Genomic DNA, 25,965 nt, shown 5'->3' on the forward strand with positions numbered 1-25,965 from the left:
TCAACCTAGTTTGGAAACTTCATCCAAAATCTGAGGGTTTTCAAGAGAGGACAAATCTCCTAGATCATTTCCAAGTAATTTGGATTTTAACAGCCGACGCATAATTTTACCTGTTCTAGTTTTTGGTAAATCAGATAATTGAAAAACAAATTTGGGTTTTGCTAATTTGCCAATTTTTTCACTTATAAAATCAGACACTTCAGATTCCAAACCAAAATCATTTTTGTTATCTGTTACAAAAAAAACAACAATTGCCTCTCCAGTTAAATCATCAGGAATTGCAACCGATGCAGCATCAGAAATTTTTTCATGAGACATCACAGTATGTTCAATTTCGGCAGTACTCATACGATGACCAGAAACGTTGATGACGTCATCAGTTCTTCCCCGCATATACCAGAGATTATCATTATCAACAAAAACATAATCTCCATGAAACCAAATATTTTCAAACCTAGACCAATATGTTTCAAGGAATCGTTTATTGTCATTTAATAATCCTCTGGTCATTCCTGGCCAAGGAGATCGTATGATTAAATAACCATTTTTGTTTTTGACAGAATTCCCATCATCATCTACCACATCAAGATCTATCCCAGGAACTGGAATGCCAACAGTAGAGGGTTTTAATTTCATTCCAGGAAAAACAGACAACATTGCACCACCTATCTCAGTACCCCCAGACAGATTCATAATCGGGATTTTTTTATTTCCAACTTTTTCAAACAGCCACCACCAAGAATCTTCATCAAGAGGTTCTCCAGTTGTAGGTATGTTCTTGATTTTGTCAAGTGAGAAATTTTTTAATGGTTCTTCATTATTTTTTTTAAACAGTCTTGTTGCAGTAGGAGATATGCCAAAAATTGTTGCATTATAATTTGAAAGAATCTTCCACACTCTGTCAGAACTTGGAAAATCTAATGCCCCATCATATATCACAGAACTAGCACCCATAATCAGCAAGCCATAAACATTCCACACCAGACCTGTTATCCACCCAATGTCTGCTGGCCAAAACAACACATCTTGTGCCTGCAAGTCAATAAGATATGCTGCCTGATGACCAGCAAATACAGAAAAACCCCCATGAACATGTACAACCCCCTTGGGTTTTCCAGTAGTTCCAGAGGTGTATAAAATAAAGAGTGAATCTTCAGAATCCATTACTTCAGTGTGGCAAACCGAATCTTGAGATTCGGTCAGTTCATCATAAAAAACAATATTTTCAGATTTTTCATATTTGTCAATTCCTTTGTAGTTTACCACAATTGTTTTTTCAACCTTAGTTTGCAAAATTGCATTTTCCATAGGTTCTTTTTGAGAAATTGGTTTTCCTTTTCTCACAAAGCCATCTGAAACAAAAAGAATTTTTGCATTACAATCTTGCAATCTAACATGTAATGATTCAGTACTATATCCTGAAAAAATTACAGTTTGTATTGCTCCGATTTTGGCAGATGCTAAAATTGCCAAAATTGCCTCTTCAATCATTGGAAGATAAATCGCTACAACATCACCCCTTCCCACACCAAGAGATTTTAAGCCATTAGCAAGTTTTGAAACTTTTTCATCTAGTTGCAAGTAAGATAATTCTGAAGTGGCCTCATCTTCTGAAATAAAATAATACGCAATTTTATTTGGAGTTGTTTTTGCAAATTTTTCAACAGTTGATTTGTAGATATTTGTTTTACCATTTACAAACCATTTTGAATGTGCGATTCCTTTTGAAGAATCAAGTATTTTCTCATATGGAGAATCCCAAACAACCCCAATATCCTTATCAACTTCACTCCAAAACCATTCCAATTCATTTTTTGCTTTATTTGACAGTTCAGTTAATGATGAAATTCCATGTTTCTGCATAAAATGAAAGATGTTAGATTCTTCAACTTGTTTTTGTGTTGGTATGAATTCAAAATCAGACAAGATTCAATTTTTACAATAAAACAGACTGTAAAAAGATTTTAGATTAAGAAATATCAATTCCGAGACGTCTGGCACAGGCAATTGCTGCTTTTCCATGATCTTCAGTGATTCCAAATTTTTGAAGTTCTTTAGTTATTTTTGTCCCAGAGAACAAGGTATTTTCATAATAATATTGGCGCAAAATCACGCCTACATGTTCATCTAACCTCTTACGAGTGGCATCATTCATGCCTGCTTGAAGTATCGTAGCATCAGATGTTGCCAAGATTTTGATAAATTCTATATCCTCAAGTGAAATCTCAGACATGCCTATCCAATCTGTTTTTTTAACAAATCCAATGTAAGTTGAGGATCTGCCTTTCCTTTTGTTTTTTGCATGACTTTTCCTACAAGATAATTTATTGTCTGGGGATTTGATTTTGCTTGTTCTACTGCCTGTGATTCCTCAGAAATCACATCTTTAATGATTGTAATTAATTCAGATTCGTCAGAAACATTTCCTAAATCTAAATCAGATATTACTTGTGAAAGTTCTTTTCCAGTTTTTACAATTTCATGTAATGCATTTTTTGCAGAATTTCTAGAAATTTTTCCGGATTGTATAGAGTCAGCTAAATCTCTAAGATGATTAGAGGTAATTTTTGATGCTTCACGTTTTTCTCTTGTATCTACCAATCCCATCAAATCAGTGGTAATAATATTTGCAATCTCTTTTGCATTTGATTCTGTATGAGAGTCTTCAAATAAATCAGAATAAAATTTGTCTGAAGACAAAACATCTGCAACTTGATTAGGGATATTATATTTTGATACATATCGCTCTTTTTTTGAACTAATACTTTCTGGCATTTCAGATTGTAGTTTTTCTTTAGTTGTAGAATCTATTGTAATCCAAGGAATATCACCTTCCAAGAAATAACGATAGTCTAACGCCTCTTCTTTAGAACGAGAAGAAATTGTTATTTTTCGTTTGTCATCCCAATGTCTAGTTTCTTGGACAATTTCAATATCACGAGAATGCAAACTTTCTTGTCTCGTAATTTCAAAGTGGACTGCTTTTTCTAAATCATGAAATGAGCCGATATTTTTTATCTCAACTTTTTTTCCACCTTCAATTGAGACGTTGGCATCGGCTCTCATAGCACCTTCTAAACTAGGATCAGCAACACCCAGATTTTCAAGTAAATCAGATAAAATGTTAAGAAAGTCTCTTACTTGTTTTGGGTTCTCAAAATCAGGCTCTGTAACTATTTCAACCAAAGGTGTGCCTGCACGATTATAGTCAACCAAAGTGATTTGGTTTTTAGAAGAGCTTCCCTCATAGATCAGCCTTCCAGGATCTTCTTCTAGTTGTATACGTGTTATTCGTATTTTTTTATCACCCACCATCACATATCCAGTACCTCCAACACTGGTATCTCCGTAGATGTTTAGTTGAGTGATCTGAAAATTTTTTGGCAAATCCGGATAGAAGTAATTTTTTCTAAAGAATGCTATTTTAGCAGGAGTGGAGCAATTCAGAGCCATTGCAATCATTGTTGCTTTTTTTACTGCTTCTTGATTTAACCTAGGCAAACTTCCAGGCAACCCCATGCAAATAGGACAAATGTTTGTGTTAACTTGAAATGATCTGTAATTTGCTTTACATGAACATAGCAACTTGCTTTCAAGATTTGTTAATTGACAATGAATCTCCAACCCTATTTTTGTCAAATTGGAACCTCCGGTAACGTCACAGTACTTTCAAGTGCAAATGCAGCTTGCAGCAACGCTTTATCTTCCATAGAGTTTGCCATGATTTGCATTCCTATTGGCAGTCCATTTGCCATAGAAAATGGAACAGAGATTGCAGGTCTCCCAGTAAGATTTGCAGTAACAGTATTGATGTCTACTAAAAATAAAGCAATAGGGTCATCTATTTTTTCTCCAATTTTAAATGGTAAAATAGGAACAGTTGGTGCAATCAGATAATCATATTTTTGAAATAGTTGGTCAATTTCTTCAGTTAATTTTTGTTTGACTTTGAGTGCTTTTAAGAGATATTTTCCAGCATGTCCAGCTGAAGGTACAAACCCACCCAAAATCATCCTACGTGTTACTTCTGGTCCAAATTTGGTTCTTGCTTTTGAAATGTATGCATTAAACTCATACCCTTCAACTGGGAAATCATATCCATACAAAAGATTATCATATCTTGCCAAATTACTTCCAGCCTCTGTTGCAGTGATTGTATAATACGCCGCAACAGAATATTTTACCATGTCAAGTGATACTTCTTCACATATTGCACCCAAATTCTCAAATTTGGAGATGGCGTTTTGAGTTGCAGAAAGAACTAGAGGATCAATTCCTTCACCCATCATCTCTTTGATGACTCCAATTTTCTTACCTTCTACACCTAATTCTATTTCAGACAAGTAATCTTGATTGTGATTATCCACAGTGGTATCATCATGGGCATCCTTACCTGAAATAATATTGAGCATGAATGCAGTGTCTTTTACGGTTCTTGTGACAGGTCCAATTTGCTCAATGCTGTTTGCATACGAAATAAGACCAAATCGACTAATCAAACCATATGTTGGTTTGTAACCGACCACCCCACAAAAACTTGCAGGGTTTCTAGTAGAACCTCCAGTATCAGAACCTAGAGATGCAACACATTCAAAAGAACTAACAGATGCACCACTGCCGCCAGAAGAACCGCCTGGGACATAATCTGTATTCCAAGGATTGTGTGTTGGACCATATGCACTAAATTCAGTAGTTAGTCCCATCGCAAATTCATCAAGATTTACTTTGCCTACAAATATGGCATCTTCTTTTTTTAGTCTAGAAATCACTGTTGCGTCATACGGGGCAACAAAGTCATGCAACATTTTTGATGCACAAGAAGTTCTTGCATTCTTAATACAGATATTGTCTTTGATAGATATAGGCATTCCAAAACAAGAACCCACTTTTTCTCCAGATTTAATTTTTTTATCAATAACTCTTGCATGATCTAGCACTTCAGGGTTGACATGTAAAAATGCATGAATTTTGTCATCTATTTTTTCAATACGCTCTAGGGTCTTTGCCATAAAATCTTCTGCAGAGATGTTACCGTTTTTTACTTCTTGCACATACTCTAAAGCAGAAATTTTTAGATTCAATTACACCATCTTTGGAGCTCGTACATATGTTCCCTTATAGTGATTCAATCTTTCAATTAGTTTGTCAGAGTATTCAACATATTCATCTTCTCGAAGTTCAGACAAAGATACAGCATCCATAGTGATCTCTTCATCAGATACTCCTGCAGAATCTAGAATATCAAAATAATCAATCATGGCATGTACTTTGTCTATGAATTCTTTATGATCATGAACATCTATTTTCATTAATTTTGTCACTTGCTCTATTTCTTTTTCAGTAACCATACAACTCACCTAAGGTGTTAGCCTGTCAACATCTCTTGGATAAAATGTTACGTCACGTATGTTTTCTGTGCCTGTAAGAGCCATGATTAATCGCTCAAGACCAATACCACATCCAGCATGAGGGGGAACCCCGTAATCAAAAGCGCCAAGATGATACTCAAATGCATCAGTGTTCATTCCTTTATTTTTCATTCTCTCAGACAATTCATCTCTTTTTTCAATTCTTGTACTGCCAGAGGATAATTCCAAATCACCAAACATCAAGTCAAAAGATTCTGAAATTTTTGGGTTGGACTTGCTGTCTTTGACATAGAATGGTTTTGGGGCCAAAGGCCAATCTTTGATAAAGTAAAAACCCTCAAGACCAATTTTTTTAAGATTTGAAGGATATAGATCATCGCCCCATTCAGTTTTTGCACCAGCCTTTTGCATCTTATCTACTAAATCATCATAGGAATATTGAGGGATTGATTCAGGAAGTTGAGGAATGTTAAATTCTACATCAGGGTTATTTTTTGCATATTCATGTACAGTCTTAATTGAAATTTTGACAATCTCTTCAATTCTACTCATGACATCATTGTAATCTACAAACGCTTCTTCCAAATCAATCGATATTGCTTCTGCAAGATGACGATTAGTTCTAGAGGGCTCTGCTCTAAAGATAGGTGCAATCTCAAATACTTTTTCAAAACTCATTGTAAGTTGTTCTTTGTACAATTGCGGACTCTGTGCCAAGAATGCTTCTTTGTTGTAATAAAATATTGGAAATAACGCAGCTCCTCCCTCAGTAGCTGTTGCTATCATTTTGGGAGTATTGATTTCAACAAAATTTTGACTATGAAAATATTCCCGAATAGATTTCAAAACCAGACTTCGAGTATTGAATATGTGTTGTAATACCTTACGTCTAAGATCAATAGGTCTTACCTCAAGTCGAGTGTCAATATTTTTGACAGTCTTTGCAACAGGCTCAAATGGTGGAATCTTATCAACTTCAGAAAACACTCGGATTTCTGTAGGTACTATTTCGTATCCATTAGGTGCCTTTTCAGAGGATTTTACATTACCAGTAATTGCAATTGAAGAGTGTGCCTTAAGAGATGATATTTTTTCTCGAATTTCATCTGGACAATCGCCTTTTTTTGCAACTACTGAGACATCTCCATTTTTGTCTCGGATTGTAGCAAAACTGATGTTGCCATGTCCTCTGATGGTTAAAACCCACCCCATGATCGTTATTTGAGTTCCATCCATGGAGGAGTTGATTTCATTTGAATAATGAGATCTGCGTAAAGTTCCTAATTCAGTTTCAATCATAATTTACTTTACTCCATTTACATGGTGTAATTAATTTTTATACAATATACTAAACTAATTCATTAATTTTCATAATGCTTATAGCCTGCAGGGATTTCACATCAAAACAAGATGGACATATTGATGGGCATTGTCATCGCATTTATCATAGTAGTGGCAGGATTCGTCGGATATCATGCATCTCAGGACGTGCCAGAATATGCCGAAGAACACAATATTTCATCAGAATTAAACATACTTGATGCAAACATCATTGACCCTATTCAAAAACAGATAATCGTCAAATCAATAGTTTGATGTTCAAATTACAATTTACATTAATTTACCAGTGATTTTCAGAGATTTCATGGTTCTTTCAGACAAAGAAAAAATGGTGGCAGTAATTTCAAATGGAATAGCAGTTTTTTCTTTATTGCAAGAAAGAGAGGAACTTCCCAAAAATACAACAATGTATGATTTTGTGTTAAAAGTGATTCCAGAAGATATCAAATATGAACTCAGTGTGGAATTGATAGATGAGGTATTCCAATATGTCACATCCGCACATAGTTCATAAAGTACAAAATACAAGAATAGTCATAAAATGACATCAATTGCAACGCTTGGTTCTCACTGTTCACTACAGGTGTTAAAAGGTGCAAAAGATGAAGGTTTGAAAACAATTCTAGTATGTGAAAAAAAGCGTGAAAGTCTATATCGAAGATTTCCATTCATTGATGAATTAATCATAGTTGACAAATTCAAAGAAGTTCTAGATGAGAAATGTCAATCAACCCTACAACAAAATGATTCCGTATTGATTCCTCATGGAACCTTGATTGCACAAATGAGTTCTGAGGAAATTGAATCAATCAAAACCCCAATTTTTGGAAATAAATGGATTCTAAGATGGGAATCAGATAGAGAGATGAAAGAAAAACTCATGAGAGAAGCAAAATTACCGATGCCAAAACCAGTTACAGACGCAAAAGATATTGAAAAACTGTCTATTGTAAAAAGACAAGGTGCAGCAGGAGGCAAAGGTTACTTTATGGTTGCAAATCAAGAAGATTACAATACAAAAAGAAATCAATTGATTTCAGAAGGAATTATTTCAAAAGATGAAACACTATACATTCAAGAATATGCTGCAGGAGTTTTAGCTTATTTGCAATTCTTTTATTCCCCATTAAAAGAAGAACTAGAATTTTTTGGAGTTGATCAAAGACACGAATCAGATATCGAAGGATTAGCTAGAATCCCATCAGAGCAGCAATTAAAAAACAACAAAGTTCCATCATTTAATGTAATAGGAAATAGTCCGTTAGTGTTACGGGAATCACTTTTGGATGAAGTGTATACAATGGGTGAAAATTTTGTTGAAGCAGCTAAAAGAGTAGTAGCACCTGGAATGAACGGTCCATTTTGTATAGAAGGAGTTTATGATGAAAACGCAAAATTCACATCATTTGAATTTTCAGCAAGAATTGTTGCAGGAACTAACATCTACATGGATGGTTCACCATACTATTCACTATTATTCAATGAAAGCATGAGTATGGGTAAAAGAATTGCAAGGGAAGTAAAGACAGCCACAGAATCTAATCAGTTAGATAAAATTACAACATAAATTCTATAATTCAACCAGCACAGCGGCTTTTTCTGAATTTTCTAATTCCTGTCTTATAGCATCCATGATTTTTGAAGGAGATGTAAGGCTAGAATAATCAACTAATTTCAAATCGTTGAGAAGAAATACTTTGGGAGCAATTTCAGAATGTCTTGATTCTAAAAAGTCATCTATTTCTTCTAAAATAGAAATTTTCCCGCCTTGGAATATCTTTCCATTCTTTAAAGATAATTTCATTTTTCCATATCTATCTAAAATAAGCAGATGGTGTTGATTCTTTTTACTAAATAATTTTTTGACCTCCACATGTCCTGTAAAAACAAAATAATGGTCGGTTTCAAAACTCAGATCAATCAAATTCTCAGAGATTCCAATAATCTCACTAGCACGTTTTTTGGCATCATCCAAAGTAAAGATATTTTTTGAGGTTTCAACACTATCTAATTCCACATTACCTACTGCAGTTACTCTTAACAGTGCTTTTTCAGAAATGTATTCACTGTCAATTACAATTGATTCTGGAACAGCACCTTTATCAACTAACATTGCATGAATTCTTTTTTGTACTTGAGCAATTTTTTCAGGAGTCGCATCATCCATAGTCTGTTCAATCTCTTCTTGAAGCATAGAAGATGCCACACCAATTGAAGATATGACATCTGCATGTTCTGCCTTTTCATAAGACAATCCCAATTGTTTTGCAACAAATGGAACCAAAACTGACGCACCGCCTCCACCGCCAATTAATTTTGTAGAATTGTTCAAGTGAAACTCTTTCATGATGTTAGTGATAGTTTTAGTAATCTCAAAAGATGCTGTTTGGATTATTGATTGTGCAACTTCATGATAAGGCATATTCAAGTGTTCACCAAGAATTTTGAGGGCAAGTTTTGCAGATTCTTGGTTAGCAAATGAATAATCACCCTCATCAATCATTCCAAGTGCATTTGCTGCACAAGTGTTTGTTATAGCATATGTTCCATTATCACATTTTATTGCAACATATTCTTCAACATCATTTTCTTTTGGTTTGATATTGACAATTTTTCCAGTCTTCAAATCTTCTGGATCAGCAAAACAAGAATATTTCAAGCCTGCAATATGAGCACTTCGTGGCCCGACTTTAGAAACTCTGTTTTGACTCAAAGAAACCATACTTCCTCCAGCCACACCTAAAATTCTCACATCCATAGAACGAATACATGTTGGATGATCATGTACTGTGACATATCGAATTTCTGGTTTTCCATTCTTTATGATACAAATGTTAGTACTTGTTCCTCCAACTTCAACAAATATTCCATTTGTGACTTTGAGGTAAAGTAAGGCACCTGCTACACTAGCTGCAGGTCCAGACAACACCGTAAGGATGGGTTTAGTTCTAAACGTATCCATACTTGAAACACCGCCATCACCTTTCATGATCATTAACGGTGCAGTAACTCCAGTTTTTCGAATTGCTTCTTCAACATAGTTTGCAACTTGAAAAGTTTTTGGCAAAACACTAGCATTAACTGCAGCAGTCAAAGTTCTAATTTCTAATCCATATACACCAGAAATTTCATGTGATGCAGTAGATGGAACATTGCATTTAGAAGAAGTATTCATTACAAATAATTCATTTGAAGGGTCATCAACACCAAAGGCTTCAGTAGCGACAATTACTTGAGCACCTTTTGATTTGAGTTTCTCAATTGTTTGTTTCACTTCATCTTCTGTAATTAAATGAGAAGTGTCTAGAAATTCATGAAATGTGGCAATGTCTTGATTTGTATTTCTAGACATGTCTTGTAAATTGGTTCGTTTCACAACATCTTTTTTTGATGGACCAACACCCATTGCAATAATGCCAACTTTAGAAGTATCAGATTCTAATAATGCATTAATTGCTTGTGTGGTACTATGAGAAATTAATTCAATATCATTAAGGTTGATCTTTGATTCTTCCAAGATATTAGATAATGCTTGAACGATTCCTTCAGAGACACCTTTTTCAGCTTTGTGAGTTGTAGGTACCGTTGATTTTGATAAGATTGTACCGGTTTTAGCATCAATAGCTACTGCTTTAGTAAAGGTACCCCCAACATCAATTCCAACACGAATTCTTGGTTTCTCAGACATTAACTTCGGCTCCGTGGGACTTTCGCATAGATGCTAAACGCTTTTCTTTACCAGGTCTCACTACCAAAACATAAGCTGAAGCTAATAAATAAATTCCCAGTAAGACTATCTGGGCTACAACTGTTTCAAGGGTCGGATATATTCCAGTCATAGTTGCTAAATTAATATCCAATCTAGGAATAACACCTATCATACCAGTGTAAGGGACAATTTCCAGCACTTGGAGTTCCCGGACAGCATTTCCTAAGAATGCTATTGACATGTATGCACCAACACCCATGGTCAATCCAAATAATGCACGTAAAGGTAGTTTTCTTCCCAATTTTCTCATAACGTAATAAATCAAAAACAATGCACCCATGCCTGCAAGAAATCCTAGACCAACATATGCTTCCATATATTTTGCAAAGCCAGACATTGCCTGATAAAATAGAACAGTTTCAAATCCTTCTCGATATACGGTAAAGAATGACAACAAAACAAAAACCATCACACTTCCTGTCGTTGTTGCTTGCCAGACTTTTGCTTTAACAAACTCCATCCATTTTTTATGTTCAATTTTATTCAAAACCCAGAAACTCACATAAAATAACATTCCAGTAGCTGATAATGCTGCAATTGCTTCAATTAGCTCTCTATTTGCACCAGAGATTCCGATTACAAAGGATGCAATAAACCACGTTATGCCTGTAGCACCGATTGCTGCAACAATACCCCAGTAAACATGTTTTTTGAATCGATTGTTTCGTGACGCTTCCAGATATGTCAATATTGCACCCAGAATCAAAACGGATTCCAATCCTTCACGGAAGATGATTGCAAAGGATGATGAAAATGCAATTGCAGGTGCCAAAGTTCCAGTACCACTAACTAATCTTTCAGATTCATCCATACTACGTTTGATAGCAATTGCAACTTCTTGGACTTGATCAAAATCAGCTTGTTCTTTGATCAGATTTCGTAATTGTGCAAATTGGAATTCAACCTCTAAAGTAAAATCAGGATCAATTGCACGTAAAGGAATTTCCACATATTCATAACTTTCGAGATATGCAGTCCTTGCAGAAGTGTAAGCTGATTGATAATCTTCGTTTTTGTATTGAACCAGCATTTCTTGAAGAGTGTCTCGAATAAAGTCAATCTCGCTTCTTACGCCTGATTTTTGGTCGTCAGTGGCATCACCCATTTCTTTAAGTTCTTTTTCAAGAGTAATGTTTGCCAGTCCTGCAGTTCCTAATTCTTGAACCTTTGCCTCAGCTGCACTAAGATCAGGCAAAATAGATTCTTCAATGAATACTCTAATTACTCGAGGGTCTTGTTCATTTCTAATCATATCTCTTAATTCTTCTCGCATATCTAATTCTAAATCATACAATAATTGCGAGTCAACTTTCTCAATATCAGGTTCTAAATATTCAAAATTTTCAAGATATGCTTCAACACCTAAGTCTTCAGCTTTTTTATAATCTCCAGCATCAGTTGCGACAAGTAATTCGCCATACAAACTTCGTATGTTTTCATAGAGTTTTTGTTTATCATATGCTACGGATTCATGACCTGCAAAATCTCGATTAATTGCAGTAATCAATGTGCCAACTGAGAGAAAGTCTTCTTTGTTGTTAATTTTATCTTTAAGTTCAACAAAAAACGAATTAATCTCTAATTGTAATCTTGCATCATAGTTTGTATTTGAAAATAATTCATAAGAGCGATTTACCAATTTTGAAGATAAATCATGCAAAGTCTGGTTTTCTTCAATTATTGCAATTTGATATTGTTCATCGACAATTGTTAACAGATATGCAATAGCTTTACCATAATTTGGATTATTAATTGAGTATTGAGGAAGTAATTTTTCAACTACTTCAATTTCAGAGATAATTTGTTGGTTATCAATTGAACCTATTCCATTATGAATATCCAACAACATAATGTGAATCTCATCTGAAATTTCAGAATTATTTTGTCTTAAATTTTGTAAATGAGATGGAAAACTTTCAGCAGTAATTTTTGAAAGCAGTTTGGCATCTTCAATATGTCCAGCATTCAAATTCTCTTTGGTTAATTCCAATGTTTGAGAGACCAATTCAGATACAATCAACGCCGAAGTGTCTGATTCAGAATAGTTTTGTGCATAAACATTGGTTTTTGGCACCAAAACAAGCACAATCAAACACAGAAAAAATAATCTAGCAAATTTCAACTGCGATGCAAACAAGATATTCGAAAATCTCTACTGTCTTTATTTAAAGCAGATTCTAATTCTAAGTCTATAGAATGAAAATTAAATCCTTAAACTTAATCTTGATTTTGATGTAATTGCTACAATACTAATGATTGAGACAACTAAAATCATAACTGCAATTGTTCCAAATTCAGGAACAACTTTTTTGGCAGAAGCCAAATCCATGAGAATTATATCAATTTGTGCATCTACTTCATCAGGAGAAGCATTATTTTTGATCATGTTTCTTAGATCTTCTCTCATATCAATTTCAATTTTTGACATTAATTCCATATCGACTTCTCCTAGAGGACCTTCAACAAATTCATAATTATCCAAGTATGCAGTACTCACTTGATCAAATGCCAATTGAGCATTTCCGTTTCTATAATTAACTTTTGCTTCATTGAGCAAGTATTCAATTTCATCAAAATATTCAAAAATATCAGTTTCAACTGCACCGCCAGCAAAACTTTCAAGATTTGCTATATTGTTGAGACTTTTTCCTACAAGAATACTAATTTTGGACGTACTGTCTTTTGATGAAATTATTTGTTCCATTTCAATAAGATTAGAACCCAATGTTTGAGCATCAGATGGAGACAATTCCATTAATGCATCTTGGTTATCATCAAAGATTTCAGATGCTTTTGTTAAAAACGCAACAGTTTCATCATATTCTTCTTGATTAACTATTTGGCCATTTGTTACTGCATCAAGGTATTCAATTTCTACAAGATTAAGTCTATCTTTAATTCCAGATAACACCAAACCTATTTCAGAAGAATCACTTCCTTCATATTCTCTAATAATTAAAGTGATTTCGTCAAGTACATGTTCAATTTCTTCTTTCATCATCTCTGAAGATTTGTTTGACATTGTGATTTCTTTGATTTCATCCATCTCATGCAAAAGTTCTGCTGCTTTTTCAGCACCTAATTTTTCTTCAATTGCAGGATGCAGTGTTCTATAGTAATAATATCCCTCATATGCAAACTTTTGTGCATTTTTAACATCTCCTTCATCTAATGCAAAAATAGCTTCTTCAGGCTCTTCCAAGGTTTTAAGTTTAAAGATATCCAATAATCCCGATTTTAGAGAATCATAATATTCATCAATTTCATTAGGATCACTTGAAATTTCTTCAGCCATATGATGTAAGTCTGGATATTTTTCAGATAGGCTAAATTTAGATTCTAAAACAGTAAACCAAGAAGAAAATGATTTGGAGTCTTTTGCATCTAATGCTTGCGCAACTTTAAGATATGCAATTTTGTAAATTGTTTTATCAATAGCCTGTTTATTTAGAGATGCCATTTCAGTGTCACCAGAATTATGATTAGAAACAATCTCATCAAAAGCAGTTTCAATTATCAAATTACTTTCGGAATCTAATTCAATTGCTGCATCTTTGAAACTATTTTCATACGTTGCTCTTGCATCATTTACATGTGAAAGAGAATCTGAAACCGTTGATGCCTTTTCGCCATCAGAGAGAGAACTTTTGATAAAATTCCATTCATCTCCTAATGTTGCAGAAAATGCAATTGGTAAATATGCAACAAGTGAAATTACTAATAAAGCAAACATTACAGATTTTTGATTTTTCACAAGAACTGGCGTACTTTTCAAGTATTATAACTAAATTATGATTCTAAGAATTTAGAATATAAATACGGATTTTATTATAATGAAGATTTTGGATTATCTGTATTAGGATACAAGTTCAAACTGGGTTCAAGGTTATCTAATGTAATCTCAACTTTACCTATTCTACTACGATATAGTTTGATTTTTTTTCCTTCTCGTGAAATTATGTATTTATCTACTTCAGCTAATGCAAGAACCTCGAGATTAGAGAGAGTCTTGTAAACTGTTGAAAGAGAAAGTTTCAATTCATCTGCAATTTGGGTTGCATCTTTTGATTCATTTTTCACAGAAAACAAAACAGCCCGAGTACAAACATTGCTTAATGATTCAATAATTTTTTGAGTAATATCAAATTCTGATAATTGAATTATGTTTGGTTTTGACATATCATCACTTGTTTGGCAACAATACAAGAACAGGTTCTGGTTTTTTTATAGATATATCCGCCTTGCTAATTCTGCTTCGGTACACTTTGTATTTTCTACCTTTGTCCGACAACATCCATTTTTCAACTTCAATTAAGGTAAGTTCTTCAAGATCAGATAATTTTTTGTATACAGAACTAAGTGGAATTTTGAGTTTGTCAGAAAGTTCAGCCGCAGTATTTCCTTTTTTTATGATTGAGAATAAGATTGCGCGAGATTCTGAATCAGCTAGTGCCTCAATTACTTTTTGAGTAATGTCATATTTTTTTAGTTGTGGCAAGGTTAATTTTCTGGACATATTGTTGAAAAGTTATTTAGATGTATTTAAAACTAGATGAATCATTCTCATTCTAGAGATTTAGAATGATTAGCTATAATATTGAGTGGTTTCTTTTTTAGTAGAAAAACGGTTCCAAAACAAACCAAGTATTACACCAATGGATACCCAAAATGATGTAACTCCAAGAACAGACATGATTCGAAACTCGTTAACTAATGTCATGGGGGCTGTAATTTCATCAGGGTTTTCTGGCATTGCAAAGAACACACCAGTGATAAAAATACCATAACCGAATAAAGCAAGGATTTTTTTATTATTTTGTAATTTCTTTGATAATTGATAAAATCCTACTGCTCCAAATCCAGAAATTGCAATAAATGACAAATACAGGATTGCTCGCAATACAACAGTTTCTCCATCTCCAACAGTTGGAGGATTTGCAGGGTATTTTAAGAAAGGTATCAAGTAAAGAGTCAACCACATAATTCCTGCCAACACAAGTGATTTTTTGAGATCGTTATTTCCAGGCAAAGAATTTCTAGATAGTGCAAAGACTATTCCAAACAAAGAGCCAACAGAGACACCAAGAATTACTCCTGCAAGAATCTGGCCACCTTTTTGCCATGCTCGATATCCCTCATATTCTACCCAAAATTCAGGCGTGTCTTCTTCTTCACCAGAAGCAAAGAGATTCTGGTTTTCAATTCCAATTGCTTGATCAAGATAGGGTTCTACAATTGCAAAATTAACTGTCCCATGAATAAGACCTGCAAAGGCACCCGAGATTAAAACAATTATGATAAAAAGAGATGTTTTCATGATTAAAGACTCCTAATGACAGGGAAATCCTGCAGCATGTCTCATATCATGAGTAAGTTCATGGATGTAAAGATCAGTAAATGCTTGTTCACCATAAACTAGACTAAAGATGTGTCCTTGATCAAATCCAACAACAAACAATCCTGCTGCAAAGATTATACTCAATGCAATTATTGCAAGTTTAGGCACTTTTGTTTTTGACACATTAATTTGTCTTGTCTCAGACATGATGATAGCATCTGATGAATGTATTTAAGCTCTTGGATGATTTATCCAATTTATAAAAGAGTAAAAATTTGAGACAGAAAAGTTGTCAGTATTTGATCGGACATACATGAATATTATTACACAATATTATATTCTCATAGTGTGAATAGCATAGAAAGGAAATTAAACAATATTGATTATAATCAACAAATTTCCAAAATCATTGAAAGCAAGTTAATCGAGATATACGGAGTGAATGGATACAGATCAATTTTAAAAACTATTATAGAAAATTCAAAAATATCAGAAAAAGAAATTGTTTCAGATTTTGAGTTATTCTCAAGGTTAATTCAAAAAGTATTTGGGCAAATGGGGATTAAAAAAATGCTTGACCCAATTGAACATGAAATAAAGAATTTGAATATAACAAAGAAGCAAGAAAAAAGATTGTTAATTGCAGATGATGAATCAAGTATTTTGAAATTATATCAAGTGTGGTTAGAGCATGAACACAATTATGTTGTTACAGTAGAAAATGGAAGAAAATGCGTAGAGATATTTAAAACTGAAAGCATAGTTCATTCAAAAGATTATTTTGATGCAGTTATACTTGATCTAAAAATGCCAAACATGTCAGGTATTGATGTTGCAAAAGAAATTCTAAGAATTAATCCCTCACAAAGAATAATTTTTGCATCAGGAAATATTGAAAAGCCAATTAGACAATCAATAGCAAATCTTGGCAAGTTGGTAGAAGTGATTGAAAAGCCATTTTCAGTAAAAGAATTAGAAATAATGATAAAGCAAAAAACAATTTTAGAAAAATCAAAAAATGATGAATGTGATCAGAGGATAATCAAAGACAATAAAACAGAAGAATCTTTAATTTTAAAATGAGAATTAATAAATTTTAGATATCTCAGGGTATAATGGGTAAAAACAACTGAAAAAAATATTCAAACACTGCAAAACATCGTATCAAGAAAAGGTTCTAGCAAAGTACTCACATTCAGCATTCCACATGTATTCAAAGCATTACAATTACTATCAGACCAAAAGTTTGTGAGTCGAGCAACTTTTGGAAAAGAAATTCATTTGGGGGAAGGTGCAGTAAAAACACTGATTTCACACCTAAAAGAGGCAGAAATGATCAAGTCAGTAAGATCAGGGAATTTTCTCACAGACAAAGGAAAAAAATTTACATCACAATTACAAAAAACTATTCCAAATGAATGCATGATTGGAAAAAACAGTCTAACTCAGAGTAAAAACAATCATGCAGTTATTCTCAAAAAATATGCTGCTGCAGTAAATACAGGATTAGAACAAAGAGATTATGCTATAATGTATGGTTCATCAGGTTGCATAACACTCGTATTTAAAAACGACAAATTTGTTTTCCCCAAAGAAGATAAGGATTGTCTATCCAAAGATAAAAAGACAAAACAAATTCTTTTAGAAAAATTAAACCCATCAGACGGAGACATAGTCATTATTTCATCATCTGATGATCCATTTGTTGCAGAAATATCTGCCAAAAATTCTGCACTTTGGACGATTGCTACAAATTAAAGAAGACTTTTACTTGCATTCAAAAAAAATCCTACATGAACAAAGTTTTTCTTCTGCTTATTCCTGTTGCAATAGGAATTATTGCAGGCAGTTTCTTGGCATTTTATCCAGAGTCAGAAAATAATTCTAAAAAATTAACAGCATCAAATCTTATTGAGGGAGGATCTCCAGCATTAGGAGACAGCAATGCTCCAATTACCATTTTGGAGTGGGGAGATTACCAATGCACATTTTGTTATAAATTTCACCAAAACACATTAGATGTGATAAACGATGATTTTATAAAAACGGGCAAGGTAAAACTTGTTTTCAAAGACTTTCCACTCAACGGCCCAGACTCAATATTAGCTGCAGAGGCATCATATTGTGCAGGAGATCAAGGAAAATACTGGCAATATCACAATGAGCTTTACAAGAATTGGGGAGGAGAAAGAACAGGTTGGGTCACCAGAGATTCATTAGACAGTTTTGCATCTACGGTAAACTTAGATTTAGAAACATTCAACAAATGTCTTGATGAGCACAAATATCAAAACAAAGTTAATGCATTATATGATTTAGGAAGAGAAATTGGAATTGATGCTACACCTTCATTTTTGGTATTCAATGATGAGAAAATAATCAAGATAAGAGGCAACCAACCACTAGAGACATTCCTCAAAACATTTAATGAGTTATGATCAACACCATACAAAACAATCAATCAAAATTAATATCCGCATAGCTTGGAGTAAGCACGATGGGCAAAATAGAGATAGAAAAACAAGATTCTGTTAAAATATACAAAATTAGAAAAACATTAGAAGAACTTTCAAACAAATCGGGTCGAGGAACAGAATTAATCACAGTATACATACCTAAAGGAAAACAACTTCATGAAATTATTGGATCACTTCAACAAGAACAAGGTACTGCAGATAATATCAAATCAGATCTTACCAGATCACATGTAGTAGATTCTTTAGGAAAAGTAATTCAAAGACTAAAACTATACAAAAAAACTCCTGAAAGAGGATTAGTAATGTTCTGTGGGGCATTACCGCCAGAGGAAGGTGGCCCATTAGGAAGTGAAGTCGTCAAAGTTTGGGAAATAGATCCTCCAAAAGATTTGAATCAATATCTCTACAGATGTGATGATCATTTTCATGTAGACATTCTAAAAGATATGCTCAAAGATGACAACCTAATTGGGTTTTTAGCAATTGACGCAAAAGATGCAGGGTGGGGATTATTACATGGAGATAAAATCGAAGTGTTGGCCCAAACAGGTTCAGGCGTTGCAGGAAAACACAGACAGGGAGGACAATCTGCAAAAAGATTTCAGAAATTAAGAGAGATGGAATTGACATATTACTTTAACAGAGTGGCACAAACAACAAGAGAGTATTTTATCGACATCTATCCAGTAAAAGGATTAATCATTTCAGGTCCAGGACCTACAAAAGAAGATTTCATCAATGGAAATTATCTTGAATATAGATTACAAAATAACATTATTGCAACAATCGACTCATCGTATTCAGGTTCAGAAGGCATAAGAGAGGCTTTTGCAAAATCTTCAGATATTTTAGGTAATTTCAGACTAGTTGAAGAGAAGAAATTGGTAGAAGATTTATTCAGAGAAATTAACGGAAATACTGGAAAAGGGTCATATGGATTGCAAGAAGTAATTGATTTTCTAAAAAACAACGTAGTTGAAACTTTGATCATCACAGACAACACAAATTTGAGTAGAGTGGAGGGTAAATGCAAACGATGTAAACATCTACAAGAAGATATTGTTGAAAGACCAGATGTAATTCCAAAAATGACAGAGTATTCTAGCAATCCTTGTCCTAGTTGTAAAGCCATGGAAGTTGAGGTAAACGAGCAAGATATTGTAGATTATTTAGAATTGTTAGCATCAAAAACTGGTTCAAAGTTAGAAGTGGTTTCAGGAAGTGCAGAGCATGGAAATATGCTTGCAAGTCTTGGAAAAATTGGTGCGATTTTAAGGTATAATCCAGGACACACTAAATAGCACTACGAATTTTTTTTGCCAGTTCTGAGAGTTCATCATCATTTGAGATTTGTCGTTTTGTCCAAACAGTTCCTTTATGATTATATCGTGGGATGATGTGAATATGAACATGTGGAATTATTTGTTTTGCAGCACGACCATTGTTTTGACCAAGACTGAATGCATCAGCTCCAGTGGCAGTTAGTATAGCTTTTGCAATCTTTGGAACTAGCGAGAAAACTTTTCCAACATCTTCAGGTTTCATATCAGTAATGCGTTCATGATGTTCCCGAGGAATTACCAAACTATGACCAACATCAATAGGATATTTGTCCAAAAATGATACATGAGAGTCATCCTCATACAAAAAATGGCCATCTATCTTTCCATCTAAAATATTACAAAAAATACAAGTCATAAATTCAGCAGTGTATGATTTTATTTATTATTTTTTAGAAAAGTATTCTTTGAAAATACAAGTTTATCGAATGGTTAATTAGGGCAAATTTCAGAGTTTGAACATCCTATGGGCAGAAAAGAGAGAAGAGCACGTGAACAAAAACGTGAAAACTACGCTACAAAACATTCAGCTGAACAAAGAAAAAATACGTTAATTGCAGTTGGGGTTTTGGCAGTAATTGCAGTAATTGTAGGATATGCTGCATGGATGTTTGCTACAATGGATCAAAGTACTGCCCCAGGAGGACCAGAAAATGCAGGAGCATTAGGAAGTGATCATGCACATGCTGCAATTTTAGTAAAGATATTTGGCGATGAATTTGATTTTTCAGCTCCAGCATATCAAATTAAATCAAGTTGGATTCATTTTGAAGGAAGAGACGGCTCCACAGTACACAAACATGCAACAGGAGTCACTCTAGGATATCTATTTGAAACACTATCGTTAGGTCTTGATGATCAATGCTTTGTATTCCAAGATGGCCGAGAGTTTTGTACAAACGAAGATTATTCTCTAAAATTCTACTATAATGGAGAACAGGTTTCAGATATCAGAGACATTGAAATTATGGAAGATGACAGAATTTTGATTTCATATGGTGGAGAGACACCTGAAGAAATTGAAGGACAGTTAATTGAATTAGAAAATCAAGAGATAGTAAAATAAAATCTTAGTCTTCTTTTGTTGTAAACTGTGCCATTTTATCAAAGAACATGTAAAAACCACAGCGAGTACATCTTAGTACAGTTAATTCAGTTGTAAGAAATTCTTTGTCCTCAAACCTACCACTAAGTTTTACATTTTCACCTGCAATTTCGGCTTTGTTACTTTTGCAAACAGGACATTCAAGTGCTTTTTGCTCCATGTGATTCAAGCAAATATTTACAATTTAAACTCAATGAAAGTTTTTGAATCGATATTTTCAACAAAGTCTAAATTATAGCAATCAAGAATTCCATATCATGGAGGGAATCTCTAGTAGGAATGTGGTAGAAGGAACTTCTCGTGCACCACAAAGAGCAATGTACAAAGCTATGGGATTAGATGACAATGATTTGTCAAAACAAATGATTGGTGTATGTCACACGGGAAATGAAGCAACACCTTGCAACATTCACCTTCCTAGATTAGCACTTAAAGCAAAAGAAGGTGTTTCAGATACAGGAGCAACACCAAGAGAGTTTTCAACAATTGCAGTAAGTGATGGAATTGCAATGGGACATGAAGGAATGAAATCCTCATTGGTTTCTCGCGAAATTATTGCAGATTCTATTGAATTAATGGTTAGAGCACATCAATACGACGCACTAGTAGGAATTGCAGGATGTGACAAAAGTCTTCCAGGCACTATGATGGCAATGGCAAGATTAAACATTCCATCAGTGTTTGTTTATGGAGGAACCATCATGCCAGGAATGCTAGATGGAAAAGAGCTTACAGTAGTAGATGTCTATGAAGCAGTTGGAGCATACGATTCAGGTCAATTATCATTAGAAGGTCTTAAAAATATTGAAAATACTGCGTGTCCAAATGAAGGATCATGCGGAGGAATGTTTACTGCCAACACAATGGCATCAATTTCAGAAGCTATCGGTCTTGCATTGCCAGGTAGTGCTAGCCCTCCAGCAGAAGACGATAGAAGAGAAAAGATGGTGTATGATACAGGAGTAGCATGTGCAAAATTATTACAGATGGGCATTAGACCTAAAGAAATTCTCACTTTTGAGGCATTTGAAAATGCAATAACTATGTTAAATTCAGTTGGCGGTTCAACAAATGGAATTTTACATTTACTAGCACTTGCAAACGAAGTAGATATCAAATTAACATATGATGATTTTGAGAGAGTTAGGAAAAAAACACCACATCTAGCAGATATGAAACCTGGTGGAAATTATGTAATGAATTCACTTGATAAAATTGGCGGAATTCCATTTGTGTTAAAGAAATTACTTGACAAAGGATTGTTACATGAAAATTGCATTACAGTAACTGGAAAAACAATCAAAGAAAATTTGAATTCAATGGATCTGCCAAAAACAGACCAACAGATTGTAAGACCAATTGAAAACCCCATACACACAGTAGGAACTGCCGTAATCCTCAAAGGCTCACTTGCACCAGAAGGAGCAGTAATCAAAACGGCAGGAGTAGAAATGACGAAGTTTACAGGAAAAGCACGTGTGTTTGACAGAGAGGAATTTGCTTTTGAGGCTGTAAAAAGAGGTGAGATTGACGAAGGCCATGTAGTTGTAATCAGATATGAAGGACCAAAAGGAGGTCCAGGAATGAGAGAAATGTTAGCCACAACTGCTGCATTAGTAGGTCAAGGATTGGGCAAAAAAGTTGCAATGGTAACAGATGGACGATTCTCAGGAGGAACTAGAGGATTCATGGTAGGCCATGTAGCACCTGAAGCATACGTAGGAGGACCAATAGCACTTGTAAAAAATGATGATGAAATCACAATAGATACAGAAACCAATGTAATTGATCTTCATGTGTCATCTGAAGAACTAGAAAACAGAAGAAAGCAATGGACACCACCAAAACCAAATTACACAACAGGCGCTTTGGCAAAATTTGCAACACTTGTAGGTTCTGCTGCAGAAGGCGCAATAACAAAAGCTAACCCATAGAAAGTTTCTTAAAATCCAATTTTTCTTGTTCTGTCACATATATCTCCAATAATGTTTTCCATGCTTTTTGAAAATCAGTTCTGAATTTTTTAAAGCCAGACATAGAAGATAAAGAAACCTTAGATTTTGGATGATATGTCACTTCATCTAAAGAAATACAATGAACAGTATCATTTCTTACTTCAAATAATCTTGACATGTCTCGGGTAAATTCAGGTCCAAATACTTTCCAATCAAGAAATGTTCTAATTTTTCTATTTATCGGAACAAGATTAAGAAGATAAAGCAGTTCAGAACTGTCACTTTCATTTGAATGCCCCACTATTCTCAATCTAATGAGTTCATCAAACAAAAAGGCCATTTTTGAAAAGGCAGATAAAACACTATCTCGATTGTTTGCAATAGTCAATTTAGGGCTAAATCCATTTTTGAGAGTTCCTGCATTAATGAAATAATGTTTGTCTTTGTCAATTAGATATAATCGAATTTTTGGAGAGATGTTTTTGTTTTTTTTAGTAAATGCCAAAAAATCTGAAACACTCATGTGGCAACAAAATGACATCAATCAATTAAGGATTTGGTAGATTTTCAAGAAAAATGATCAATTTGTCCACAATCTTTATAGATCATCGATCATAAATCATCATAGAGATAACAGAGAAGAAAATGAAATTATCCTTATTGAATTACTGTTATCTACTACAGGTTTTCAATGCCTAAGACATCATGGTACGATTTTGGAATCATCCGTTGTGCCTTGAAAAAGACGTTATTTGCAGCAGCATCAAGCACATAGGTTTTAGCCCAATCATCCTCACTACGTATAGAACGCCCAAATCCCTGAAGTAATTTTGTAAGCGTTTGAGAAGTGTACCAAAGAGGGAATTTATCCATCTTAGCCCTAGTTCGTTTTTCTTTGTAGTTAGGATAAGGAACCTTTGCAATAATCTGGAAACGAGAAAGGTCATCTTTTAGATCAACACCTTCCCAAAGAGAAGAAGAAAGCAAGACTCCAGTAGGATCAGATGCATGTTCAGAGATAACCTCATCTTGAGTTTTTCCATCTTTGTTTTTACTATGACAAATACGAATTCTTTTTGTATTTTTTGGAGAGAGATATCTTAGGATTTTTTGACATCTAGGAATAGAAGATGTAAGAATTAGTCCACGTTCATTAGAATGTTCATCTAAAATTCGATCAATTGTTTTGATTACTTCTAATTCATCTTCTTCAGTTGAACCGTAGCTTAATCTTCTAATATTTAGCAAATCAATGGTTCTATGTTCAATTGGAAAAGGAGACTTGGGAGTATCAACAAATGCAATGTTGTCTTGGTCCAATCCCATATTCTCACAGAAACTTTGTTTATCAATTGTAGCAGACATGAAAATTTGGTATTCTGTTTCAAAAAACGTATTTGTGAATTTTGAAACATCAATAGGTTTTACAGATATTGTTCTAAAGTTTCCATTCAAATCACGAACAGGATCACTGACAACAAAGTTATCTTTGTCAGAGGTAATGTCAATTTTTGCCTGTGCTGCTCGGTCGTAACGTCTCTCCAATCTTGAGAGCAATTCATAATCAGGGTTATTTTCAAATGCAGGACTCTCTTTGAGGTCTTTGATTTTTTTTGCATAAGAATATGCAATATCATCAGTCAAGTTTACCATAGAATCCAAATCTGTGAAATCATATTTGTCAGTGCTAAGATTGCATTCATCTACTTGCCCACTGAAGATATCAAATCCTACAAATTGAATAATCTGATCTTCAATTTTATGTGCCTCATCAAAAACAGACACTTTCCTATCCAGATAATCTTCAAATAATTTCTTGTTAAATTTCATAATTTGGAAAAAAGCATGATAATTCCAAAGAGAGTGTTTTGAGACCAAAGCATCATATTTTTGAAGATAGTAATGGCAAGAGTTAGAATCCTGAGTATTCTCCTCGACCTGTTTTATAGTAGGTTTGAATTTACAAATCTCAACTACTTCTTTGCCATTTTTACTGGTCCTTTCCTGACATTCTCCCTTCTCACAAGTTAATCCCCATCTCATTGCTCTTCTGGAGTTATCCACTTTTTCAGCAGACATCAGTTTCAGGCAAGGGAAGTTTTGTTTACCTTTTACAGGTTTAAGAAAAGGAATGTCCTTGATGTATTGATCTTGCAAATGTTTTGATGCAGTCACTGTAAATGAACTGTCAAAATACTTTGAGATGGTTGCCCCAACCAGAGACTTTCCAACCCCAGTAGGCGCACATAAAATGATTTTTTTATATCCTGAATTGAACCGCTCTTCAATGTCAGACAGTATTTCTTTTTGAATATTTCGGGGGACAAATTGCTGAGGAAATTTTTCTAAAAGAGGCAGGATTAACCATAATTTTCCTTTATATTAAAAGCATGAAGGTTCTTGTAATATCAAAATCATTGTAAACTAGTTTAATATCTAGTAAATACAACATAGATCATGGAATTATTAGAAGACAAGATGAGAGTTTGGTTGGAAAGTGCAAAATTTGTCAAACCAAGCCCAGGAGTATATGTCCTATACAATAGAAGTAAGTATCCAATATACATTGGAGAAACAAGCAACTTGGAAAAAACATTTACAACATATGTAGATACAGATTTTGAAAATAACGAATGTAAACAGAAAACACATTTTTACCAAAGAGTATTTTCAGATAATCCAAAAGAGCTACAATTGCAAATAATGGAGCAATTCAAAAATGAAACAAATGAATTGCCCACATGTAATTCTGAAATCAAAGTAGAAACACCCTAAATTTCTTCACTGCATTGCACTGAAGACCTACTGGATTAATAGAAAAATATGAATATCCCAACATGGGAAACGCGATGATTTATGCAGGTATTGCAATCGGAGTAGCTGCAATGGCCGGAATAATGGTCTATGCACACGATAATCAAGCGAATTATCTTAGAGATGACGCAGTACTAGCACCAGCTGCAGAACAAGGCGCTTTTGCATCTGAAACAGGAATGGTTCAATTGAACAAAGAACAATGGCATGAAGACCCATTCGGTGACAGGGCAGCTGAAGTGAGAGCAGCATATCAGTCTAGTGGTTAATCCACTAGATTCTTTTTATTTTCAATTTAACACACGAACAAATCAGCCATGCATTGGAGAAAACAATTAATCTAAGAATGCAGTAAATTAACAATGCATCAATGCTATTACTGTGAACAAATTTTTGATACGAAAGAGGCACTGTATGATCATGTCGAAGTGCATTCAGACATAGAAAGGAATAAGGA

At 34.1% G+C, this 25,965-nt stretch carries 28 protein-coding genes; 11 read left to right on the top strand and 17 right to left on the bottom strand.

Translation table 11 applies throughout. The annotated features are described in order from the left end of the window. From NKOR_RS04835 to aspS, 6 genes are read right to left on the bottom strand one after another with little or no spacing between them, the layout of a single operon-like run. Nucleotides 1-1,926, bottom strand: coding sequence for an AMP-binding protein (locus NKOR_RS04835; RefSeq protein WP_014963248.1), 1,926 nt, complete (start codon nucleotides 1,924-1,926; stop codon nucleotides 1-3). A 43-nt stretch (nucleotides 1,927-1,969) separates the two neighbouring features. Beyond that, nucleotides 1,970-2,233, bottom strand: coding sequence for a hypothetical protein (locus NKOR_RS04840; RefSeq protein ID WP_014963249.1), 264 nt, complete (start codon nucleotides 2,231-2,233; stop codon nucleotides 1,970-1,972). Between the two features lie 2 nt (nucleotides 2,234-2,235). After that, nucleotides 2,236-3,639 carry an Asp-tRNA(Asn)/Glu-tRNA(Gln) amidotransferase subunit GatB gene (gatB, locus tag NKOR_RS04845; protein WP_014963250.1) on the bottom strand — a complete coding sequence of 468 codons (1,404 nt, stop codon included), beginning with the start codon at nucleotides 3,637-3,639 and terminating at the stop codon, nucleotides 2,236-2,238. Next, the gene (gatA, locus tag NKOR_RS04850; RefSeq protein WP_014963251.1) at nucleotides 3,636-5,081 is read right to left on the bottom strand and encodes an Asp-tRNA(Asn)/Glu-tRNA(Gln) amidotransferase subunit GatA; all 1,446 of its coding nucleotides are present in this window, start codon (nucleotides 5,079-5,081) and stop codon (nucleotides 3,636-3,638) included. The genes gatB and gatA overlap by 4 nt, the downstream gene beginning before the upstream one ends. Beyond that, the gene (locus tag NKOR_RS04855; protein ID WP_014963252.1) at nucleotides 5,082-5,348 is read right to left on the bottom strand and encodes a hypothetical protein; all 267 of its coding nucleotides are present in this window, start codon (nucleotides 5,346-5,348) and stop codon (nucleotides 5,082-5,084) included. Between the two features lie 9 nt (nucleotides 5,349-5,357). Further along, nucleotides 5,358-6,668: an aspartate--tRNA(Asn) ligase gene (gene aspS / locus NKOR_RS04860; protein ID WP_014963253.1), complete on the bottom strand. Its 1,311-nt coding sequence runs from the start codon at nucleotides 6,666-6,668 to the stop codon at nucleotides 5,358-5,360. Nucleotides 6,669-6,791: 123 nt separating this feature from the next. Here aspS and NKOR_RS04865 point away from each other — a divergent pair, with 123 nt between their 5' ends. Genes NKOR_RS04865 through NKOR_RS04875 form a run of 3 tightly spaced genes read left to right on the top strand, consistent with a single transcriptional unit; the run spans nucleotide 6,792 to nucleotide 8,277 of the window. After that, entirely contained in the window at nucleotides 6,792-6,965 is a 174-nt protein-coding gene (locus tag NKOR_RS04865; RefSeq protein WP_232202963.1) for a hypothetical protein, read from the top strand. 49 nt (nucleotides 6,966-7,014) lie between these two features. Next, a complete protein-coding gene (locus NKOR_RS04870; RefSeq protein WP_014963255.1) occupies nucleotides 7,015-7,224 on the top strand; it encodes a hypothetical protein in 210 nt (69 codons plus the stop codon). Between the two features lie 27 nt (nucleotides 7,225-7,251). Continuing rightward, nucleotides 7,252-8,277, top strand: a complete 1,026-nt coding sequence (locus tag NKOR_RS04875; RefSeq protein WP_014963256.1) for a formate--phosphoribosylaminoimidazolecarboxamide ligase — start codon at nucleotides 7,252-7,254, stop codon at nucleotides 8,275-8,277. A 3-nt stretch (nucleotides 8,278-8,280) separates the two neighbouring features. Here the strand turns inward: NKOR_RS04875 and NKOR_RS04880 are convergent, their stop codons facing one another. The 7 genes from NKOR_RS04880 to NKOR_RS04910 all read right to left on the bottom strand — a co-directional run bounded on the left by NKOR_RS04880 (nucleotide 8,281) and on the right by NKOR_RS04910 (nucleotide 16,024). Beyond that, entirely contained in the window at nucleotides 8,281-10,398 is a 2,118-nt protein-coding gene (locus NKOR_RS04880) for a hydantoinase/oxoprolinase family protein (RefSeq protein WP_014963257.1), read from the bottom strand. After that, complete coding sequence (locus NKOR_RS04885; RefSeq protein WP_232202964.1) at nucleotides 10,391-12,553, bottom strand: FTR1 family iron permease; 2,163 nt, start codon at nucleotides 12,551-12,553, stop codon at nucleotides 10,391-10,393. The genes NKOR_RS04880 and NKOR_RS04885 overlap by 8 nt, the downstream gene beginning before the upstream one ends. A gap of 129 nt (nucleotides 12,554-12,682) precedes the next feature. Next, complete coding sequence (locus NKOR_RS04890; RefSeq protein ID WP_016939381.1) at nucleotides 12,683-14,233, bottom strand: PEFG-CTERM sorting domain-containing protein; 1,551 nt, start codon at nucleotides 14,231-14,233, stop codon at nucleotides 12,683-12,685. Nucleotides 14,234-14,307: 74 nt separating this feature from the next. Then, complete coding sequence (locus NKOR_RS04895; RefSeq protein WP_014963260.1) at nucleotides 14,308-14,658, bottom strand: transcriptional regulator; 351 nt, start codon at nucleotides 14,656-14,658, stop codon at nucleotides 14,308-14,310. A 4-nt stretch (nucleotides 14,659-14,662) separates the two neighbouring features. Next, nucleotides 14,663-14,995 (bottom strand): ArsR/SmtB family transcription factor, encoded by a 333-nt coding sequence (locus NKOR_RS04900; RefSeq protein WP_014963261.1) that lies wholly within the window; start codon nucleotides 14,993-14,995, stop codon nucleotides 14,663-14,665. 69 nt (nucleotides 14,996-15,064) lie between these two features. Further along, nucleotides 15,065-15,796: a CbtA family protein gene (locus NKOR_RS04905; RefSeq protein ID WP_014963262.1), complete on the bottom strand. Its 732-nt coding sequence runs from the start codon at nucleotides 15,794-15,796 to the stop codon at nucleotides 15,065-15,067. A 12-nt stretch (nucleotides 15,797-15,808) separates the two neighbouring features. Then, nucleotides 15,809-16,024 (bottom strand): CbtB domain-containing protein, encoded by a 216-nt coding sequence (locus NKOR_RS04910; protein ID WP_014963263.1) that lies wholly within the window; start codon nucleotides 16,022-16,024, stop codon nucleotides 15,809-15,811. 141 nt (nucleotides 16,025-16,165) lie between these two features. Between NKOR_RS04910 and NKOR_RS04915 the strand changes: the two genes are divergently transcribed. From NKOR_RS04915 to prf1, 4 genes are all read left to right on the top strand, one after another. Then, entirely contained in the window at nucleotides 16,166-16,900 is a 735-nt protein-coding gene (locus tag NKOR_RS04915) for a response regulator (RefSeq protein WP_014963264.1), read from the top strand. Between the two features lie 165 nt (nucleotides 16,901-17,065). Continuing rightward, entirely contained in the window at nucleotides 17,066-17,575 is a 510-nt protein-coding gene (locus tag NKOR_RS04920) for a DUF4443 domain-containing protein (RefSeq protein ID WP_014963265.1), read from the top strand. Nucleotides 17,576-17,610: 35 nt separating this feature from the next. After that, entirely contained in the window at nucleotides 17,611-18,255 is a 645-nt protein-coding gene (locus NKOR_RS04925; protein WP_016939383.1) for a DsbA family protein, read from the top strand. A 59-nt stretch (nucleotides 18,256-18,314) separates the two neighbouring features. Continuing rightward, on the top strand, nucleotides 18,315-19,595 hold the full coding sequence (prf1, locus tag NKOR_RS04930; protein ID WP_014963267.1) for a peptide chain release factor aRF-1: 1,281 nt from the start codon (nucleotides 18,315-18,317) through the stop codon (nucleotides 19,593-19,595). Here the strand turns inward: prf1 and NKOR_RS04935 are convergent. Continuing rightward, on the bottom strand, nucleotides 19,588-19,992 hold the full coding sequence (locus NKOR_RS04935) for an HIT domain-containing protein (RefSeq protein WP_014963268.1): 405 nt from the start codon (nucleotides 19,990-19,992) through the stop codon (nucleotides 19,588-19,590). The two genes, prf1 and NKOR_RS04935, sit on opposite strands and share 8 nt — an antisense overlap. Before the next feature lie 108 nt (nucleotides 19,993-20,100). Here NKOR_RS04935 and NKOR_RS04940 point away from each other — a divergent pair, with 108 nt between their 5' ends. After that, a complete protein-coding gene (locus NKOR_RS04940; protein ID WP_014963269.1) occupies nucleotides 20,101-20,700 on the top strand; it encodes a hypothetical protein in 600 nt (199 codons plus the stop codon). 4 nt (nucleotides 20,701-20,704) lie between these two features. On the opposite strand, the gene NKOR_RS04945 is transcribed toward NKOR_RS04940, so the two are convergent. After that, nucleotides 20,705-20,899, bottom strand: a complete 195-nt coding sequence (locus NKOR_RS04945) for a hypothetical protein (RefSeq protein ID WP_014963270.1) — start codon at nucleotides 20,897-20,899, stop codon at nucleotides 20,705-20,707. A 97-nt stretch (nucleotides 20,900-20,996) separates the two neighbouring features. Here NKOR_RS04945 and ilvD point away from each other — a divergent pair, with 97 nt between their 5' ends. Continuing rightward, nucleotides 20,997-22,673 (top strand): dihydroxy-acid dehydratase, encoded by a 1,677-nt coding sequence (ilvD, locus tag NKOR_RS04950; protein WP_014963271.1) that lies wholly within the window; start codon nucleotides 20,997-20,999, stop codon nucleotides 22,671-22,673. Here ilvD and NKOR_RS04955 read toward each other — a convergent pair. Together NKOR_RS04955 and NKOR_RS04960 are read right to left on the bottom strand one after the other, a co-directional pair. After that, the gene (locus NKOR_RS04955; RefSeq protein WP_014963272.1) at nucleotides 22,663-23,217 is read right to left on the bottom strand and encodes a hypothetical protein; all 555 of its coding nucleotides are present in this window, start codon (nucleotides 23,215-23,217) and stop codon (nucleotides 22,663-22,665) included. The genes ilvD and NKOR_RS04955 overlap by 11 nt on opposite strands. Nucleotides 23,218-23,372: 155 nt before the next feature. Beyond that, nucleotides 23,373-25,055, bottom strand: a complete 1,683-nt coding sequence (locus tag NKOR_RS04960; RefSeq protein WP_232202978.1) for a helicase C-terminal domain-containing protein — start codon at nucleotides 25,053-25,055, stop codon at nucleotides 23,373-23,375. Nucleotides 25,056-25,151: 96 nt separating this feature from the next. On the opposite strand from NKOR_RS04960, the gene NKOR_RS04965 reads away from it, so the two are divergent. Then, nucleotides 25,152-25,469 (top strand): GIY-YIG nuclease family protein, encoded by a 318-nt coding sequence (locus NKOR_RS04965; RefSeq protein ID WP_014963274.1) that lies wholly within the window; start codon nucleotides 25,152-25,154, stop codon nucleotides 25,467-25,469. Nucleotides 25,470-25,531: 62 nt separating this feature from the next. Continuing rightward, a complete protein-coding gene (locus NKOR_RS04970) occupies nucleotides 25,532-25,777 on the top strand; it encodes a hypothetical protein (RefSeq protein ID WP_014963275.1) in 246 nt (81 codons plus the stop codon). Nucleotides 25,778-25,965 lie beyond the last annotated feature (188 nt).

The sequence above is a fragment of the Candidatus Nitrosopumilus koreensis AR1 genome (genome assembly GCF_000299365.1).
GTDB lineage: Archaea > Thermoproteota > Nitrososphaeria > Nitrososphaerales > Nitrosopumilaceae > Nitrosopumilus > Nitrosopumilus koreensis.